This is a genomic window from Rhizobium sp. 862_C5_N1_2, assembly GCF_051811205.1.
GTDB lineage: Bacteria > Pseudomonadota > Alphaproteobacteria > Rhizobiales > Rhizobiaceae > Rhizobium > Rhizobium leguminosarum.
Window position 1 is genome coordinate 1,057,946 of the sequence record NZ_JBPWPT010000001.1, and the last position, 15,643, is coordinate 1,073,588.

General features: G+C 61.4%; 18 protein-coding genes. 7 read left to right on the forward strand and 11 right to left on the reverse strand.

The window, feature by feature from the left end:
- Positions 1-80 precede the first annotated feature (80 nt).
- Positions 81-1,481 carry an MFS transporter gene (locus ACD590_RS05365; protein ID WP_439002292.1) on the reverse strand — a complete coding sequence of 467 codons (1,401 nt, stop codon included), beginning with the start codon at positions 1,479-1,481 and terminating at the stop codon, positions 81-83.
- A 123-nt stretch (positions 1,482-1,604) separates the two neighbouring features.
- On the opposite strand from ACD590_RS05365, the gene ACD590_RS05370 reads away from it, so the two are divergent.
- On the forward strand, positions 1,605-2,567 hold the full coding sequence (locus ACD590_RS05370; protein WP_112906370.1) for a LysR family transcriptional regulator: 963 nt from the start codon (positions 1,605-1,607) through the stop codon (positions 2,565-2,567).
- Positions 2,568-2,574: 7 nt separating this feature from the next.
- Here ACD590_RS05370 and ACD590_RS05375 read toward each other — a convergent pair whose 3' ends face one another.
- The 6 genes from ACD590_RS05375 to ACD590_RS05400 form a co-directional block, all read right to left on the reverse strand.
- Positions 2,575-2,955 (reverse strand): VOC family protein, encoded by a 381-nt coding sequence (locus ACD590_RS05375; RefSeq protein ID WP_112906371.1) that lies wholly within the window; start codon positions 2,953-2,955, stop codon positions 2,575-2,577.
- A 183-nt stretch (positions 2,956-3,138) separates the two neighbouring features.
- Positions 3,139-3,981, reverse strand: coding sequence for a transglutaminase-like domain-containing protein (locus ACD590_RS05380; RefSeq protein WP_439020851.1), 843 nt, complete (start codon positions 3,979-3,981; stop codon positions 3,139-3,141).
- Between the two features lie 27 nt (positions 3,982-4,008).
- Positions 4,009-4,284, reverse strand: coding sequence for a DUF1488 domain-containing protein (locus ACD590_RS05385; RefSeq protein ID WP_131702256.1), 276 nt, complete (start codon positions 4,282-4,284; stop codon positions 4,009-4,011).
- Positions 4,275-4,592 carry a hypothetical protein gene (locus ACD590_RS05390; protein WP_018241285.1) on the reverse strand — a complete coding sequence of 106 codons (318 nt, stop codon included), beginning with the start codon at positions 4,590-4,592 and terminating at the stop codon, positions 4,275-4,277. Before ACD590_RS05390 ends, ACD590_RS05385 begins: the two co-directional genes overlap by 10 nt.
- A complete protein-coding gene (locus ACD590_RS05395; RefSeq protein WP_439002294.1) occupies positions 4,589-4,924 on the reverse strand; it encodes a hypothetical protein in 336 nt (111 codons plus the stop codon). Before ACD590_RS05395 ends, ACD590_RS05390 begins: the two co-directional genes overlap by 4 nt.
- The gene (locus ACD590_RS05400) at positions 4,921-5,184 is read right to left on the reverse strand and encodes a hypothetical protein (protein WP_112906375.1); all 264 of its coding nucleotides are present in this window, start codon (positions 5,182-5,184) and stop codon (positions 4,921-4,923) included. Before ACD590_RS05400 ends, ACD590_RS05395 begins: the two co-directional genes overlap by 4 nt.
- Before the next feature lie 512 nt (positions 5,185-5,696).
- Between ACD590_RS05400 and ACD590_RS05405 the strand changes: the two genes are divergently transcribed.
- From ACD590_RS05405 to ACD590_RS05420, 4 genes are all read left to right on the forward strand, one after another.
- Entirely contained in the window at positions 5,697-6,014 is a 318-nt protein-coding gene (locus ACD590_RS05405; RefSeq protein ID WP_439002295.1) for a co-chaperone GroES, read from the forward strand.
- Positions 6,015-6,062: 48 nt separating this feature from the next.
- Positions 6,063-7,697: a chaperonin GroEL gene (gene groL / locus ACD590_RS05410; RefSeq protein ID WP_018241288.1), complete on the forward strand. Its 1,635-nt coding sequence runs from the start codon at positions 6,063-6,065 to the stop codon at positions 7,695-7,697.
- 64 nt (positions 7,698-7,761) lie between these two features.
- Entirely contained in the window at positions 7,762-8,154 is a 393-nt protein-coding gene (locus ACD590_RS05415; RefSeq protein WP_018241289.1) for a hypothetical protein, read from the forward strand.
- 66 nt (positions 8,155-8,220) lie between these two features.
- Positions 8,221-8,391 carry a hypothetical protein gene (locus ACD590_RS05420; protein WP_326889385.1) on the forward strand — a complete coding sequence of 57 codons (171 nt, stop codon included), beginning with the start codon at positions 8,221-8,223 and terminating at the stop codon, positions 8,389-8,391.
- 102 nt (positions 8,392-8,493) lie between these two features.
- Here the strand turns inward: ACD590_RS05420 and ACD590_RS05425 are convergent, their stop codons facing one another.
- The 3 genes from ACD590_RS05425 to ACD590_RS05435 all read right to left on the reverse strand — a co-directional run bounded on the left by ACD590_RS05425 (position 8,494) and on the right by ACD590_RS05435 (position 11,645).
- Positions 8,494-9,657 carry a Gfo/Idh/MocA family protein gene (locus tag ACD590_RS05425; RefSeq protein WP_439002296.1) on the reverse strand — a complete coding sequence of 388 codons (1,164 nt, stop codon included), beginning with the start codon at positions 9,655-9,657 and terminating at the stop codon, positions 8,494-8,496.
- A 107-nt stretch (positions 9,658-9,764) separates the two neighbouring features.
- Entirely contained in the window at positions 9,765-10,688 is a 924-nt protein-coding gene (locus ACD590_RS05430) for a TIM barrel protein (protein ID WP_439002297.1), read from the reverse strand.
- Positions 10,689-10,730: 42 nt separating this feature from the next.
- Entirely contained in the window at positions 10,731-11,645 is a 915-nt protein-coding gene (locus tag ACD590_RS05435; RefSeq protein WP_047619719.1) for a sugar phosphate isomerase/epimerase family protein, read from the reverse strand.
- A gap of 208 nt (positions 11,646-11,853) precedes the next feature.
- Here ACD590_RS05435 and ACD590_RS05440 point away from each other — a divergent pair, with 208 nt between their 5' ends.
- A complete protein-coding gene (locus ACD590_RS05440; protein WP_439002298.1) occupies positions 11,854-12,855 on the forward strand; it encodes a LacI family DNA-binding transcriptional regulator in 1,002 nt (333 codons plus the stop codon).
- Between the two features lie 72 nt (positions 12,856-12,927).
- On the opposite strand, the gene ACD590_RS05445 is transcribed toward ACD590_RS05440, so the two are convergent.
- Positions 12,928-13,833 (reverse strand): S1C family serine protease, encoded by a 906-nt coding sequence (locus tag ACD590_RS05445; RefSeq protein WP_018241295.1) that lies wholly within the window; start codon positions 13,831-13,833, stop codon positions 12,928-12,930.
- 387 nt (positions 13,834-14,220) lie between these two features.
- Here ACD590_RS05445 and ACD590_RS05450 point away from each other — a divergent pair, with 387 nt between their 5' ends.
- Positions 14,221-15,624 (forward strand): PLP-dependent aminotransferase family protein, encoded by a 1,404-nt coding sequence (locus tag ACD590_RS05450; protein ID WP_439002299.1) that lies wholly within the window; start codon positions 14,221-14,223, stop codon positions 15,622-15,624.
- Positions 15,625-15,643: the final 19 nt, after the last annotated feature.

Consider the following 15,643-nt stretch of genomic DNA (forward strand, 5'->3'; position numbering starts at 1 on the left):
CAACGCAACGGGATTCTTGCAGCAAATATCGCTGCGGTTGATGAGTAGCCCGCACCGGTCAGGGTGCGGGCCGATGACGGTCATTCCGCCGCCTGATAGATGGGCCTCCGGGCGGCCGATCTCCGCGGACCGGCGGCTGCAAGCAGGGTGATCGCCACCGCAAGCAGCGCCACGAAAGCGATGCCGGCGATATAGGGGTTCCAGCCGAAATGTGGCGCGGCGCCGAAGACTGCCGAGGCGGCCGCGAGCACGATGCCGCCACCGATCTGGAAGGAGGCGAAAAGCAGTCCGGAGGCGAGCCCTGACTTGTCGTCTTCCACGTCGGAAAGAGCCGCGACCTGCACCGAGGGGTAGGTCATGGCGTAGCCGAGGCCGAGCGGGATCTGCGAAAACAGCACCAGTAGGATCGGGTCGACATATCCGAGTGCTGTCACCCAGAAGATGTAGCTGAACGCCTGCAGGCCGACACCCGCCGCCATCAGCCCGGTGGCGCCGCGGTTTTGCGCAAGCGTCGCAAAACGTGGCGCCAGGAACATCACGAAGACGCCGCCGAGCGCAAAGCAGAAGCCGGTGGTGAAGGCCGACCAGCCGATGACGTTCTGATAATAGAGCGTCGCCAGGAACTGGAAGCCGACATAGGCGCCCTGGAAGAGAGCGGCGATCGCATTGGCATGCCGGAGCTTGGCCCGGCGGAACATGCCGAGCGGCACCATCGGATCGGCATGCCGCGCTTCGACCACGAGGAAGAGCAGGATCAGCACCAGCGATGCCAGCAGCGAACCCCAAGTCGGGAAGGCTTGCCAGCCGGCGGCCGCAGCATTGGTGATGCCGAAGACGAAGAGCAGCAGCCCTGGCGTGATCGTCAGCGCGCCGGCCCAGTCGAAGCTGGGCCGCGGTCCCGTCCTTTTGGGGTCGGCTGGCAGCGCCAGCGGCGCCAGAAAGAGCGTCAGAATGGCGACGGGCGCGCCCATGACAAGCGTCGCCCGCCAGCTGAAGATCGTCGCGGCACCGCCGAGCACCATGCCGAGCACGAAGCCGGTGGCGCCGGTCGAAGCGAAGACGCCAAGCGCCTTTGCCCGTGCGGTTCCCTCGCCGAAGACGGAGAGCAGCAGCGCAAGGGCTGCAGGCGCGGTGAAGGCAGCCGCAATGCCCTTGATCAATCGGGCGGCGATCAGCGTCGGCCCGCTATCGACGAAGCCGCCGGCGATGCTGGCGGCGGCAAAGATCGCCAGCGACCAGAGGAAGACGCGGCGATGGCCGAAGACGTCGGCGACGCGGCCGCCAAGCAGCAGGAAGCCGCCATAGCCGAGCACATAGGCGCTGACGGCCCATTGCAGCGATGTCGCCTCCATGCCGAGTTCGGCCTGGATGGCAGGCAAGGCAACGCCGATGGTGGAGACGTCCATGGCGTCGAGGAAATTGGCGGTGCAGAGCAGCAGCAATGCCAGCCCCGCCCCGCTTCGCGGTTTGGAAAGAGTCATCGAAATCGTTCCTTCTTTACTGCCGCCTCATCGGGGGAGGTTGCCGGGCGGCAGGGAACGAGAAAATGTACAGCTTCTATTCCTATTGCAAATTGATAGTAGCCATGCCAGGTATTACTGACGATGATGAATGACGCCACGCTTCGCAAGATCGACCTCAATCTCCTGCTGGCCTTTTCGGTGCTAATGCAGGAGCGCAACGTCAGTCGCGCCGCCGAGCGCCTGCTGCTCGGCCAGCCGGGCCTGTCGGCCGCATTGCGGCGCCTGCGCGAAGCGCTGGACGATGAGTTGTTCGTGCGTGTCGGCCGCGGCCTGCAGCCGACGCCGCGCGCTCTTTCCATCGCCCCGGCGATCGAGGATGCGCTGTCGGGCATCGAGCGCGCCATCCGCCCACAGGCCGAATTCGATCCGGCAAGCTGGCAGGGCGAGTTCCGCATCGGCATGTGCGACAATCTTGAATCGGCCTTCTTCGGCCCGCTCGCCGCCCGTCTTCTCCAGCTTTCACCCGGCGCCCGGCTGATCGGCATCGCTTCCGAAAAGCGCGATGCCGCACGCCGGCTGGATGAAGGCGTCTTCGATTTTAGCGTCGCGATGCATGACGAACCGGCCTCCTGGCACATTCGCGCGCCGCTGTTCGACCAAGTCTCGATCTGCATCTACGATGAAGCTCAGCTCGGGCTGAAGGCGCCGTTGAGCCTCAAGGATTTCGCCAATGTCGCGCATGTCACCGTCTCGTTCGAAGGCAACACCTCGACCGGTATCGACATGGCGCTGAACCGCACCGGCGATGTGAGACAGGTGGTGGCGACCGTCCCGCGCTTTTCCGCTCTGCCGATGGTGCTGAAGGCGATGCCCGCCATTGCCACCGTGCCGGAATCGATCGGTCGCTGCATGGCGCAGTTACATGGGCTGATGCTTTGCGAGCCGCCGCTTTCGCTGCCGACCGATCCCGTGACGATGCTTTATCGCCGAGTCGACCAGACGGACGGCCGGGCGCGCTGGTTCCGTCGCCTGTTCATCGATGTAGCCAATAAGGCGCTCGAAGCTTCCGGCTGCTGCGTATCCATTCCGAGAGCCGCTGCCTGACGGTCCGTTATAGCTCGCCTTTGTGGAAATAAGCTTCGAGGCGATAGCCGTCGGGGTCGATGATGAAGGCAGCATAATAGAAGCGCCCGTAATCCGGCCGGATACCCGGTTCACCATTATCCGTGCCGCCAGATGCGACGGCCGCCGCGTGAAAGGCATCGACCGCAGCCTCATTCGGGGCGACGAAGCAGAAATGCAGCCCGGATCGCATGTCGGCAACAACAGGTTGTTCAACCTGCATCACCCAGAGCCCGACCGTTTCCAGGCCGTAGCCGATCGTGGTGTCGGAATTGGAGAGGCGCTCATATCCGAGCGGCGTTAGCGCCGCATCGTAGAAACGGCGGGCTCTTTCCAGGTCTTTTACGCCGATGGAAATATGATCGAACATGGACTGCGAAACTCCCTATCTTCCGCTAATGACTGCTCACACCCAAGATGGCTCGACGCCAACATCTTTCAACCGTGTTCTAAAGCATGTCGCGCAAAAGTGTGCGGGACAGGCAATCCTGCGACTGCAGTCGCCTGCGGTAAAGCTGAGACCGGACATCGCCGCATCCCGCCCAGGTCTCGTTTAAACAGCGCCCTCAGCGACGTTTTGCATCTGGTGCAGGTCCGTCACCTCATAGGTCCAGACTCGAAACGCCCTCAGCACATGCGGTCCGAAGGAATTGATGAGCGGTATGTCGGCAGCGTCGCGCCCGCGTGCGACGATGATGCGACCGATCCGCGGTGTGTTGTTGCGCGGATCGAATGCATGCCATGCACCGTCAAGGAAGACCTCGATCCAGGCGCTGAAGTCCATCGGATCGACGACGGGAATGCCGATGTCGCCGAGATGGCCATTGATATATCGGGCAGGAATGTTGAGGCAACGGCACAACGCCACCGCGAGATGCGCAAAGTCGCGACAGACGCCGACGCGTTCGTGGAACGCCTCGAAGGCTGTCCGCGTCGATCGCGCCTGCATGTAGTCGAATTGGATATGGCCGTGAACGAAGTCGCAGATCGCCTGAACGCGGCTCCAGCCGGGTGAGACGGTGCCGAACATATCCCACGCAATTTGACTGAGACGATCCGTTTCGCAATAGCGGCTGCCCATCAGGTAGACGAGGCAATCATCCGGCAACTCCGAAACCGGGAGTTCCCTGGCGCCTGGCAGCGACCTGTCCGGTTTGCCGTCGTCTTCGATCGTCGCATCGCCCCATATGGTCAGGTCGCCCGTCGGGGCAACCAGCCGAAGACAGCGGTTGCCGAAGAGGTCGCGATAAGTCGAAGTGGGAACATTGGGCGTGGTGAATACCGTTTCCGGAATTCTGATGTCGGCCGCACGATCCTCATGCACCGACAACAGACATACCAATGCGGTCGGCTGCGGGCAGGTCAGCGTCATTTCATAGCCGTAACGGATCAACATGGAGCGTTCTCGCGCGTCCGGATCCGTCTAGCGGAAATCCGCCGCAGTTAGAGTATAGAAGGCGCGGCGGCGGTAGGAATAGGCTTTGTGTGCCACCTCCTGAATGGAGTTGCGCAGGGCGTCGAAGGAGGAAAGCCACCTCGTTTCCGAAGGCTCGGTTCTTTGCAATGCGGCATCGGATTTCGCCAGTGCGCCAACCTCGATGAAGAACAACACCTGGAACATGCCGTCATGTCCGACGAAGCGCACAGCATTTCTCACAGCATCGAAGCTTCGGCTTTGGTTTAGAAACGCTAGCGCCATGGTTGGACCGGCGGGCTCTTACGAGCACTCCGAGCGGCGCCCGACAGCCTCAACCATTCCTTGCGATATCCTATGTTGAGGAGATTGAAGGACATCATGTCTTTCCCGGCCTCCGAACGGCTCTTGCCGATCATGGCATGGTCGGCGTGTACGGGAACGCTTGCAGAAACACGATAGACGGTCCACGAACGGGCGGATTCGATCCGGCGGTCGTGTTCGATCTCCATGGAGTAGCGGCCGGGCGCTTCCCATGTGTGGACGGCAAAGGCATTCCGTCTTCGTTCGGCTTCGTCTCCATGGCTGTTCACGATGTCAACCTTTCGTCATTCGGGCCGCGGCCTTGGCCAAACGTCCTCTCGATCAGTGTTGCGCCGCTGCCGGCGGGCGATAGGTTTACCAGTTCCAGGCTATCTTCCGTCACGACCCGCTCATGACGTTCATCGTCACTACGGATGCGGTATTGCAGCACATTTCCTCTCAGAGGCAGCGTGGCGGTAATGCGGTATGTGTCGGGAAGCTTGGAGGGAACGACCAAGAACCCGTCCTTCACCCGGACAGTCTGCCCCACCTTGAAGATATGTGTTGCTGCCTCGCGCCGGACTGAGCGTCCATTGCGTTGCGGGATGCGCGTAGCGGTCATGACGGTTTGTGGTCCTTTTCGAGCACGGTTTCGAGATCTGACAGGTGGATAGGCATCATCTGCTGCGTCGAACTCTGCGCGGCGATCGCCGGCAGGTGGATGAAGGCGCCGACCCGTCGCCAGGCAAGCCTGGAAACGCTTTCGATCAATTCCTCGTCATAATCGACGCGGTATTCTCCGGCTGGCTGCGCCGCGTCGAAACCGGGCAGGCGGAATGGGGATGAAAAGCGGACGACGGTTTGTGTGGTGCGACTTGTCACGGCTGAGGCCTCCGCAGGAATACACCGATGCATTTCCTGTATCGTTGAGATCCGAACCGGACGAACTCGAGGCTGCCGGTACATCCGCGGTCAGCGCCAAGCTCATTCCGGATCGGAACAGACGAACTCAACGCCGGAACGACGTCATGGATCGCTGTCGAGAATTCAGTGGTGATGGCGGGTCGTAGGTCTCTGACACCGCGAAGCCAAGTCGGCCAAATCGACGAGACCTATCATTGCGCCTCTATTGAGTTTAAATCAAGATAAATTCTGATTTATCTATAAAAAACGCCAAATTAACTCTTCGTTCAGGAAAATAAAATGAAGCGAGATGGCGTATAAAATTCTATTCATTTCCTGATTATTACAAAATATCCGGTCGGATTGATTTCCTGAATATCTCAAAAAAATTCCTCCGCGAATAATATTTCTTGGCACTCCTATCAATCGAGTGCCACGAGTGTTATTTATGAGTTGCAGCCGCCATACGCGCCGGCAGCAGAAAGACCTCTATGAAATTCCGTTCACTTCACGACCGCGTCGTCATTCGACGTGCGGAAGGCGATGTCAAATCCAAGGGCGGGATCATCATTCCAGACACCGCCAAGGAGAAGCCGCAGCAAGGCGAAGTGGTCGCAGTCGGCCCGGGCCAGCGCGACAAAAGCGGCAATCTGGTCCCGCTCGATGTCGAGGTCGGTGATCTCATTCTGTTTGGAAAATGGTCGGGGACAGAGGTCACGATCGATGGCGAAACCCTTCTGATCATGAAGGAGACCGACATCATGGGCATCGTCGAAAAGACCGAGGCGGCTGCCGACAAAGCCGCCTGAGAGTCGAATTTGTGACAGCATCTCAAGACTGAACTGGGAAGAAATATCATGTCTGCCAAGGAAATTAGATTCTCCAACGACGCGCGCGACCGCCTGCTGCGCGGCGTCGAATTGCTCAACAACGCCGTCAAGGTGACGCTTGGCCCGAAGGGTCGCAACGTCGTCATTGACAAGGCCTATGGCGCACCGCGCATTACCAAGGACGGCGTCAGCGTCGCCAAGGAGATCGAGCTCGCGGACAAGTTCGAGAACATGGGCGCGCAAATGGTGCGCGAGGTGGCTTCGAAGACCAATGATCTTGCCGGCGACGGCACGACGACGGCAACGGTGCTCGCCGCCTCCATATTCCGCGAAGGCGCAAAGCTCGTCGCTGCCGGCATGAACCCTATGGATCTCCGGCGCGGCATCGATCTCGGCGTTACCGCCGTCGTCAAGGAAATCAAGGCGAGGGCGATGAAGGTCAAATCGTCAAGCGAGATCGCCCAGGTCGGCACCATTGCCGCCAATGGCGACGCCGCCATCGGCGAGATGATCGCCAAGGCGATGGACAAGGTCGGCAATGAGGGCGTCATAACAGTCGAAGAGGCGCGAACCGCCGAGACCGAACTCGACGTCGTCGAGGGTATGCAGTTCGACCGCGGCTATCTCTCACCCTATTTCGTCACCAACGCCGAGAAGATGCGCGTGGAACTGGAGGATCCCTATATCCTCGTTCACGAGAAGAAACTCGGCAGTCTGCAGGCGATGCTGCCGATCCTGGAAGCCGTCGTACAGACCGGCAAACCGCTGCTCCTCATCTCGGAGGACGTCGAAGGCGAGGCGCTGGCGACGCTTGTTGTCAACAAGCTGCGCGGCGGCCTGAAGGTCGCAGCCGTCAAGGCGCCGGGCTTCGGTGATCGCCGTAAGGCCATGCTGGAAGACATTGCCGTGCTCACATCAGGCCAGATGATTTCCGAGGATCTCGGCATCAAGCTCGACAACGTCACGCTCGATATGCTCGGCCACGCCAAGCGCGTGCTGATCGACAAGGAATCCACCACGATCATCGACGGCTCCGGCGAGAAAGCGGCCATCCAGGCTCGTATCCAGCAGATCAAGGCGCAGATCGAGGAGACCACTTCCGATTACGATAAGGAAAAGCTGCAGGAACGCCTGGCGAAACTCGCCGGTGGCGTCGCGGTTATCCGCGTCGGCGGCGCGACCGAAACGGAAGTCAAGGAAAAGAAGGACCGCATCGACGATGCGCTGAACGCCACCCGTGCGGCGGTCGAAGAGGGCATCGTGCCCGGCGGCGGCGTGGCACTGTTGCGCGCCAAGTCGGCGCTCACGGGCCTGACCGGGGAGAACGCCGACGTGACGGCGGGCATCTCGATCGTGCTCAGGGCGCTCGAAGCGCCGATCCGGCAGATCGCCGACAATGCCGGGTTCGAGGGCTCCATCGTCGTTGGAAAACTCGCGGGCAGCAATAACCACAATCAGGGCTTCGACGCACAGACGGAGACCTATGTCGATATGATCGAGGCCGGCATCGTCGATCCCGCCAAGGTCGTGCGCACCGCTCTGCAGGACGCCGGCTCGATTGCGGCGCTTCTGATCACCGCCGAGGTGATGATCGCTGACATTCCCGCAAGAGACTCCGCCCCTGCAGCCGGAAATGGCGGCATGGGCGATATGGGATACTGAGAACAGCCTGAACCGTCCGGCGTGGCCGGACGGCGAACCCGAACAATAGACAGGGAGAATTCCAATGTCCGTTCAGAGCAGCAGCAAGACATCGATCACCCAGCGTTTCGACAGTTACCAGCCATCCAAGACACTTCTCGTCTGGGCCTGCGTCGTCACGGCAATCGCCACGATGATTATCGGCTTCAGCTGGGGAGGTTGGGTAACAGGCGGCACGTCAAGCAAAGCGGCAGCCGCCGCCGGCGACGTTGCACGCGGAGAACTGGCGTCCGCCATTTGCGTCGAACGGTTCAATGCGGCGCCGGATGCGGGCGCTAAACTGATCGAGTTCAAAGCGATTACCGAAGGCTACAAGCAGCGTCAGTTCGTCGAGGCCGGCGGTTGGGCGACCATGCCTGGGCAGACCTCACCCGACAGCCGAAGTGTTCAGGCCTGCGCCACCGCGCTTGCCATCTGACACCATTTTTCAGAGCGCTCCGATATGTGTGCGGAGCGCTTCCACTCTCAAAGCAGGAAATGACCAATGATCCGTTTTGTGAAAAAGAGCGACCCGCAGCCACCCGCAGACGACGCCGGCGACAACCGCTTCCAGAAAATCCGCGAGGCAGCTGCCGACGAGCATAAGAAAGCCGCCAACGACAGCACGCGACGCCGCCCGCCGCAGGCAACGGATGATGACGATCCGCTTATCTGAGAGGGTATGGAAAGGCGTCCTTGAACAGGTCTCCAGCGCAGCCGTGTAAGCCGGCATATGGCGCGATCTGAGGGCAGGGACGCACCAGGGCTCCTTGAAGACCTAGCGATAATCCAGCCAGATCCCGCCAGCGTCGGCAGAACGCACGCAGTTTTCCACCCAGCGTACGCCTTCCAGTCCGGCATCGACATCGGGAAAGACGAGGTCTTCGATCCCCGCAGGGGCGAGGCCGCGCTCTCTGTTGATGGCAAAGCCGAAGCGGCGATAGAGGTTCGCCCAGGCTTCGAAGAGACCTTCCGGGTGACCGCCACCGATCCGGTCGTCGATCTTGGCCTCGGGATAGAGATAGTCCATGCCGCGCTCGAGGATTCGAGCCGGTTCGCCCTGGATCTCGTAGGAGAGCTGGTTCGGCCGCTCGTCCCACCATTCGATACTGGCCTTCGAGCCGACGATTCGGATCTTCTGGCCGTGCATGGAGCCGGCATTGACGGCGCTCGACCAGATGGTGGCGATCGCGCCATTGTCATATTCCATCAGGGTCACCGCATTGTCTTCCAGCGGCGCTCGGCTTTTGACGAAGCTCTGGCGGGTGCAGAGCAGACGCCTGATCTTCAGGTGCGGCAGGATGACCTTGGCGATATAAAGCGGGTGAGTCCCGACATCGCCGAGGACATAGCTGGGGCCTGCGAATTTCGGATCGACGCGCCAGCGCGTCGAGGGGTTCTGCTCCTCCACCGCAGCGCTATGGAAGCCATGGGCGAATTGCAGGTTGACGATGCGAAGCTCGCCGAGATCACCATTCCTGACCATGGCGCGCGCCTGCTCGATCATCTGGTGGCCGGCATAGCCGTAGGTCACGCCGACGATACGGCCGCGCGCCTGGGAAAGCGTCTTCAGTTCTTCGGCCTCGGCGATCGTGAAGCAAAGCGGCTTTTCGCAGATCACATGCAGACCATGTTCGAGTGCTGCCTTGCAGATCGCGAAATGGGTGTTGTTGGGTGTCGCGATCGACACGGCCTCGATGCCGTCGGCCCGCCCGGCTTCGGCTGCAAACATAGTCGCATAGTCCCGGTAGCTCCTGGCTTCGTCGAGCCCGAGATCGAGGCCGAAGGCGCGGCCGCGTTCGGGATCGATATCGAAGGCACCCGCCACAAGGACAAAGACGTCGTCGCGATGCGCCGCCGAGCGATGAATATAGCCGATCTGGCTGCCTTTGCCGCCGCCGACCATGCCCCAGCGGATCGGCTTTTTCCTGTTATTTATCATAGTTTTTTCCCTAGCAATTCCAGCAAAAGTGCGCAGCGGTTTTGCGTCCGGAATTGCGCAAAACAGAGATGGAGCGTTTCCGTGTTTCGAAGAAAAACGGAAATGCTCTAGAACCCGACCGACCTGAGGTAATCGCGGCTTTGCTTCACATCTTCGAGGCTGCCGGCGACATTGAGCGGATCGCGCTCCTGCTCGACGGCGATGAAGCCGTGATAGCCGATCTCCTCGAGCGTCCGCTTGACGGCGGGATAATCGATGACGCCGCGGCCGATCGGGCACATGACGCCCTGTCCGCAGGCCTCGAAGAAGCGGATCCTCTCGCCCAGCACACGGTCGAAGACGCCCTGGTCGATGTCCTTGAAGTGGACGTAGTCCAGCCTGTCGGCATAGCGGCGAAGCATCTCCACCGGATCCATGCCGGCATAATAGCTATGGCCGGTGTCGAGGCAGAAGCCGGCGATCTCCTGCGGAATGTCACCTGCCACCCGCTCGATCTCATCGGCAAATTCGATATAGCCGCCCGCATGCGGGTGGATGACGGCGCGCACGCCGTATTTCCGCCGAGCGAGTTCGGCGATCGCCGTGATGTTGGCGACCATCCCGGCCCAGGCCTTGTCATCGAGACGCGGCGCACGATCGGAATGGCCGGCAGCATAGTCCCGTTCGTCGTGCCCCCAGTCCATGACCGTGAGATAGGGCGTCCTGAACCGCTGGCCCGCCACCTGTTCCGGCTGCGGCAGCCTGGTGATAACGGCGCAGATTTCGTCCGTCTGCCGCAGCAATGTCTCCCGATTTTCAGGAGAGACCAGATCGTCGAAGATCGTGCCGGCGACGATGAAGAGATTGCGCTCGGTGAGCGCCTTTGCGACGAGCGCATCATCGAGCGGCACGTAACCATAGGGCCCGAGTTCAAGGCCGCCATAGCCGGCTGCCGCCGCCTCGTCGAAGACGCGTTCCCAGGAGGGAAGGTTTGGATTGTTGACGTCATCAACGCCCCAGCAGCAGGGGGCTGTCGTAATCGTGATGGTCACAGTTTTATTCCTGATAGTGGGTGCCGGGGCGGATGTCGGCGATCAGCCAAGTTTCCCGGGCCAGTATTTGTCGACATATTTTTGAATTTCGGAGCGCATGAAGCGCCCGGAATCGTCGGCGCGCTCCTCCCAGCCGAAGACGCAGGCGGTGATGATGCCGTCGAACCCGACTGCGGCGAGCGAGGAGAAGAAGACATCCCAGTTGATCTCGCCCTGGTACATATCCATGTGCTGATGGATGGTGACCTTCGCGCCCGGTGGATTGATGATGTAGCGCAGCCCGGATGACGCCTTGTGATTATAGGTATCGGCCACATGCACATGGGCGATCAGCGGGCCGGCATCGCGGATCATCCGCGCCATATCGTCACCGAAATAGAAGGTATGCGGCGCGCAGTAGAGGAATTTGACGTTCTTCGAGCCGATGGTCTTCAGCATGTCGATCGCCGGATGCAGCGTTTCGCACCAGTCTTCCGGATGCGGTTCCATGTTGAGCGTGACGCCCTCGCGCTCGAACACCGGAACGAGCTCTTCTATCGAGCGCCACCAGGCAGCCTCGCTGTGCTCGTGGGTATGCATGCCGCCGCAGCAGCTGGCGCGGTGGCTGCGATCCGGCGACGGGCCGCGGCCGAATTCCGAGTTCATCGTATCGCAGCCCATTTCGGCGGCGATCGCGATCGCTTCCTTCCAGTAGCGCACTGCGGCTTGCCGCTCATCCTCATGCGGGCTCGCCCAGCGATACATCGGCAGGATCGAGGCGAGCTGGACGCCGTGATCCTTCAGGGCCGCCTTGAATTCCGCAATGCGTTCCTTGTGTGCCCGCGGGCGCACCCACCAGGGCAGAAAATCGTCGCGCGGTGAAAGCTCGATATGCTCATAGCCGAGCTCCGCTGCCTTGCGGCAGAGGTCGCGCAGGTTGAGGTGACGGTGCATATGCGGGTCGAGTGCGATCTTCATCTGGCTCCTCCGTCATCCCCGGCCGCTTCGCGCCGGCGGATGATCCTTGATCTCGTTCATTTTGGACCGACCGGTGCTCCTCCCGGATTGCTGGCACGATACTGCTGCGGCGCCCCGATACTCCAATGCTTCCTTGATCAAATTTGATCATTGACCCCAGAGCATGCCGATGCTCTGCTGTGTCAGCTTTGGGAGTGAGTGAGACCTGATGAAGGTGACTTTGAAGGATGTCGCACGGCAAGCCGGCGTTGGCACCGCGACCGTCGAGCGCGTTCTCAACGACCGCGGCGGCGTGCGGCCGGAGACGGTGGAGAAGGTCTTCCTGGCGGCAAGGCGGCTTGAATACCGGCAAAGCCTGCCGGTCGCCCATCGCGGCCTGATCCGGATAGAGGTGATCCTGGTTCGCCCGGAGACCAGCTTCTATTCGCGTTTGAACCGGGCGTTCGAGCGCATCGCCGCCTCGCTCGACGACAGCATCACCGTTCACCGCACCTTCGTCCGCGAGAACGAGCCGGCGCAATTCGCCCGCTACATCGCCAACCCGACGGCACGCCGATCGGCGCTGATCGTGGTTGCACCCGACCATGCCGATGTCGTCACCAGCGTGCGGAAGGCGGCCGGTCTCGGCATCCCCGTCGTTCAAATCATGACCCGTCCGGCCCCCGAACTGCCCTATGTCGGCATCGACAATTATGCTGCCGGACGCACCGCGGCTCACTACATGTCGGGCATGCTGGCGCAGCGCCCCGGTTCGTTCGTCGCTCTCTGCCACAGCGGCGCCTATGAGAACCATAAGGAGCGGATCCGCGGCTTCTCCAACTATCTCTCCGAGAATGGTTCAAACGAACATCGTTTCATCGAGGTCATGTTCGACCTTGATGATGAGCACAACGCTATGGAGCTGCTGCAAGCGGCACTCCGGCGGGAGCCCGGCATCATCGGCGTCTATAGTGCCGGCGGCGACAACAAGGGTGTTGCCAGGGTGCTCGAGGCAAACAAGGCTAGGCGGCCGTTCTGGGTCGGCCACGAATTGACGGAGCAGACGCAGGACTATCTCAGTCGTGGCATCATGTCGATCGTGCTCGACCAGGCGCCGGAGGTACAGGCAAGGCGATCGATAGACCTTGCCCTGAGCAGGCTCGGTCTCATCGAGGTGGAGGTCAGCGCCGAGCCGGTGCGCTTCCTGACGATCACATCGGAAAATCTCTGAGCCGGGATAAGGATGCCCGGAGAATCCGCTCGACTGAGCTCTAGCGGCTTTCTCACGACACTGGGCGCAGCCTTACTGCAGCTGCGGCTTTCTGAGAAAGCTGTTGCGGTCGGCGGATTTGATGCGCAGCCAGGCTTCCCGGCCGTTCCTGAGAATCCGCATGGGGATTTCGGCGCCGGCCGGGCCGCTGCTCCAGAGCTTGCGGTAGAAATCGGCTAGGCCATCGACCTCTTCGTCGCGGATCTCCGAAATGATATCGCCCTGACGCAGGCCCGCCTGGGCGGCCGGACCGCCTTCGGCCACGCTCATGACCACCACGCCGCCATTGCTCTCGGCAGAGAAGGCGCCGAGCCAAGGCCGCGGCGGCTTGTTGACCTGGCCGCGGTTCAAGAGATCGTCAAGGATTGGCGGCAAAAGGTCTATCGGCACGACCATGTTGATATCGGCAACCTCGTCGCCATCGCTCATCTGCAGGCGAAGCGAACCGATGCCGAGAAGCTTGCCGTCCGAACCGATCAGCGCCGCACCGCCCCATGAGGGATGGGCCGGTGCCGTGAAAATCGCCTCGTCCAGCAGATATTCCCAATAGCCGGCGAATTCCTGCCGGGCGACGATATTTGCCTCGACGAATTCTCCGATGCCATCGGCAAGCACGACGGGATCGCCGGGCTTGGCTGTCGCCGCGTCACCGAGATCCACCGCCGGGGCATTCAGGGCCCCGAGCGCCTGGACCAGGCCGAAGCCGCTTTCCTGATCATAGGCAAGCGCATGCGCGGGAACCACGCGCCCGTCATGGGTCGTCAGCCAGACCTCTTCGGCCTCGGTGATGAGATAACCGATGGTCAGCACCAGCCCGTTGTCGCGAATAACCACGCCGCTGCCTTCCCGGACAGTGCCCAGCGTCTCCGCCGTGAAGGCATCTTCCGGAATGGAGGAACGTACGGCCACGACTGACCGCAAAATCGGATCGATATTCATACTTTCATCCCGATGGGCGCCGGCGCGAAAGGCCGAAATCCGGCGCATTCCACCCTGAATAAGTAAGAAGATGGATGGGCGGAGGCAAGGCTGTGGCGGAGGGAATTTCCGCCACCGCATTTGATGATGCGCGGGAAACGTGGAAAGATCCAAGCGGCTATCGGTGCGGAGACCCGCCGATTCCGTAAGGGAATGCGCAACGCATTCAATCCGCGATCAAATCGGTTGGAATCTGCGATTTTCGTAAAATCTCACACAGCGCAACGCTGCGTCATTCCGTCGACCATCCTCTTCAAACTTGTGGGTATGATATTTTTTGATGACAGTGGCACTGTGCAACAATATACGGTCAATCCTATCAGGAATCAGACTGACACGGATCACGACATGAAAGACTGGCATCCCGATCTCAGCCGCAGCAGCAGCCCCCGTTATATGGCGATCGCCGATGTGATCGAAATGGATCTGCGCAGCGGGCACCTGGTGGTTGGGGACCGGCTGCCGCCGCAACGTGAACTCGCCAAGCGGCTGAATGTCGATTTCACGACGGTAGCCAGAGGTTATGTCGAGGCGCAGAAGCGCGGGCTTGTGGATTCGCATGTCGGCCGCGGCACCTTCGTCACCGGTGGTGCGGACAAGGAGCGCCAGGGCTTCGCACCCGACGCCGCGCCCGATCCCCGCCGCGCCTCCGTCGTCGATTTCTCGATGAACATGCCGCCGGAACCGGATGATCCGGAACTGATCGCCCGCATGCGCGAGGGCATGTCGGCAGTGGTGGCGAGCCTCATTCCGCTGCTGCGCTACCAGGGTTTCGGCGGCTCCAGCATGGACAAGGAGGCTGCAGCCTCCTGGCTCAGCCGTCGCGGGCTGGTGCCCTCGCAGGAGCGGATCTTCGTCACACCAGGCGCCCATCCGGCCCTGCTGGCGATCTTCGGCCTGCTGGCAAAACCGGGCGAGACCGTGCTTTCGGAAGTCATCACCTATCCCGGTATGCGCTCGATCGCCGCCCAGCTGCGGCTCAATCTGACCGGCCTGCCGATGGACGAGGACGGTATCCTGCCGGACGCCTTTGCAGACGCCTGTGAGAGATTGAAACCGAAAGCGCTCTATCTCAATCCGACGCTGCAGAACCCGACGACGCTGACCATCCCGGCCAGGCGCCGCGAGGAGATCTGCGCCGTTGCCCGCAAATATCACGTGCCGATCGTCGAAGACGATGCCTACGGCTTTATTCCGCAGCAAGGCCCGGCGCCGCTCGCCGCCATGGCGCCCGATCTGACCTGGCATATCGGCGGGCTGGCGAAATGCATCGGCGCGGGTCTGCGCCTTGCCTATGTCGTGGCGCCGGACAGCAAGGCCGTGTGGCCCTTCGTCAGCGCCATGCGCGCTAACAATGTCATGGCCTCGCCATTGACCGTGGCGCTCGCCACCCGCTGGATCGAGGACGGCACTGCCGATATGATCCTGCGTTTCATCCGTGCTGAGGCGGCCGCCCGCCAGCAAATGGTTGCTGCCATCCTGCCGGCCGGCAGCTACCGCGCCGATCCGATCAGCTTCAACATCTGGCTGCCGCTCTCCAACGGCTGGACCCGCTCCACCTTCGGCAGCCATACACGTTCTTCCGGCATCGGCGTCGTCGCAAGCGATGCCTTCACGGTCGAAGGCGTCGCACCCGAGGCCGTACGCGTCTGCCTTGGCGGACCGATCACCCGGGAGAAACTGCAGGGCGCACTGGAATTCATGGCCCACGCGCTGGAAGGCCCACCGGAAATGGCGGCGTCGTTCTTCTGACGCAGAATTCCGCCATGGG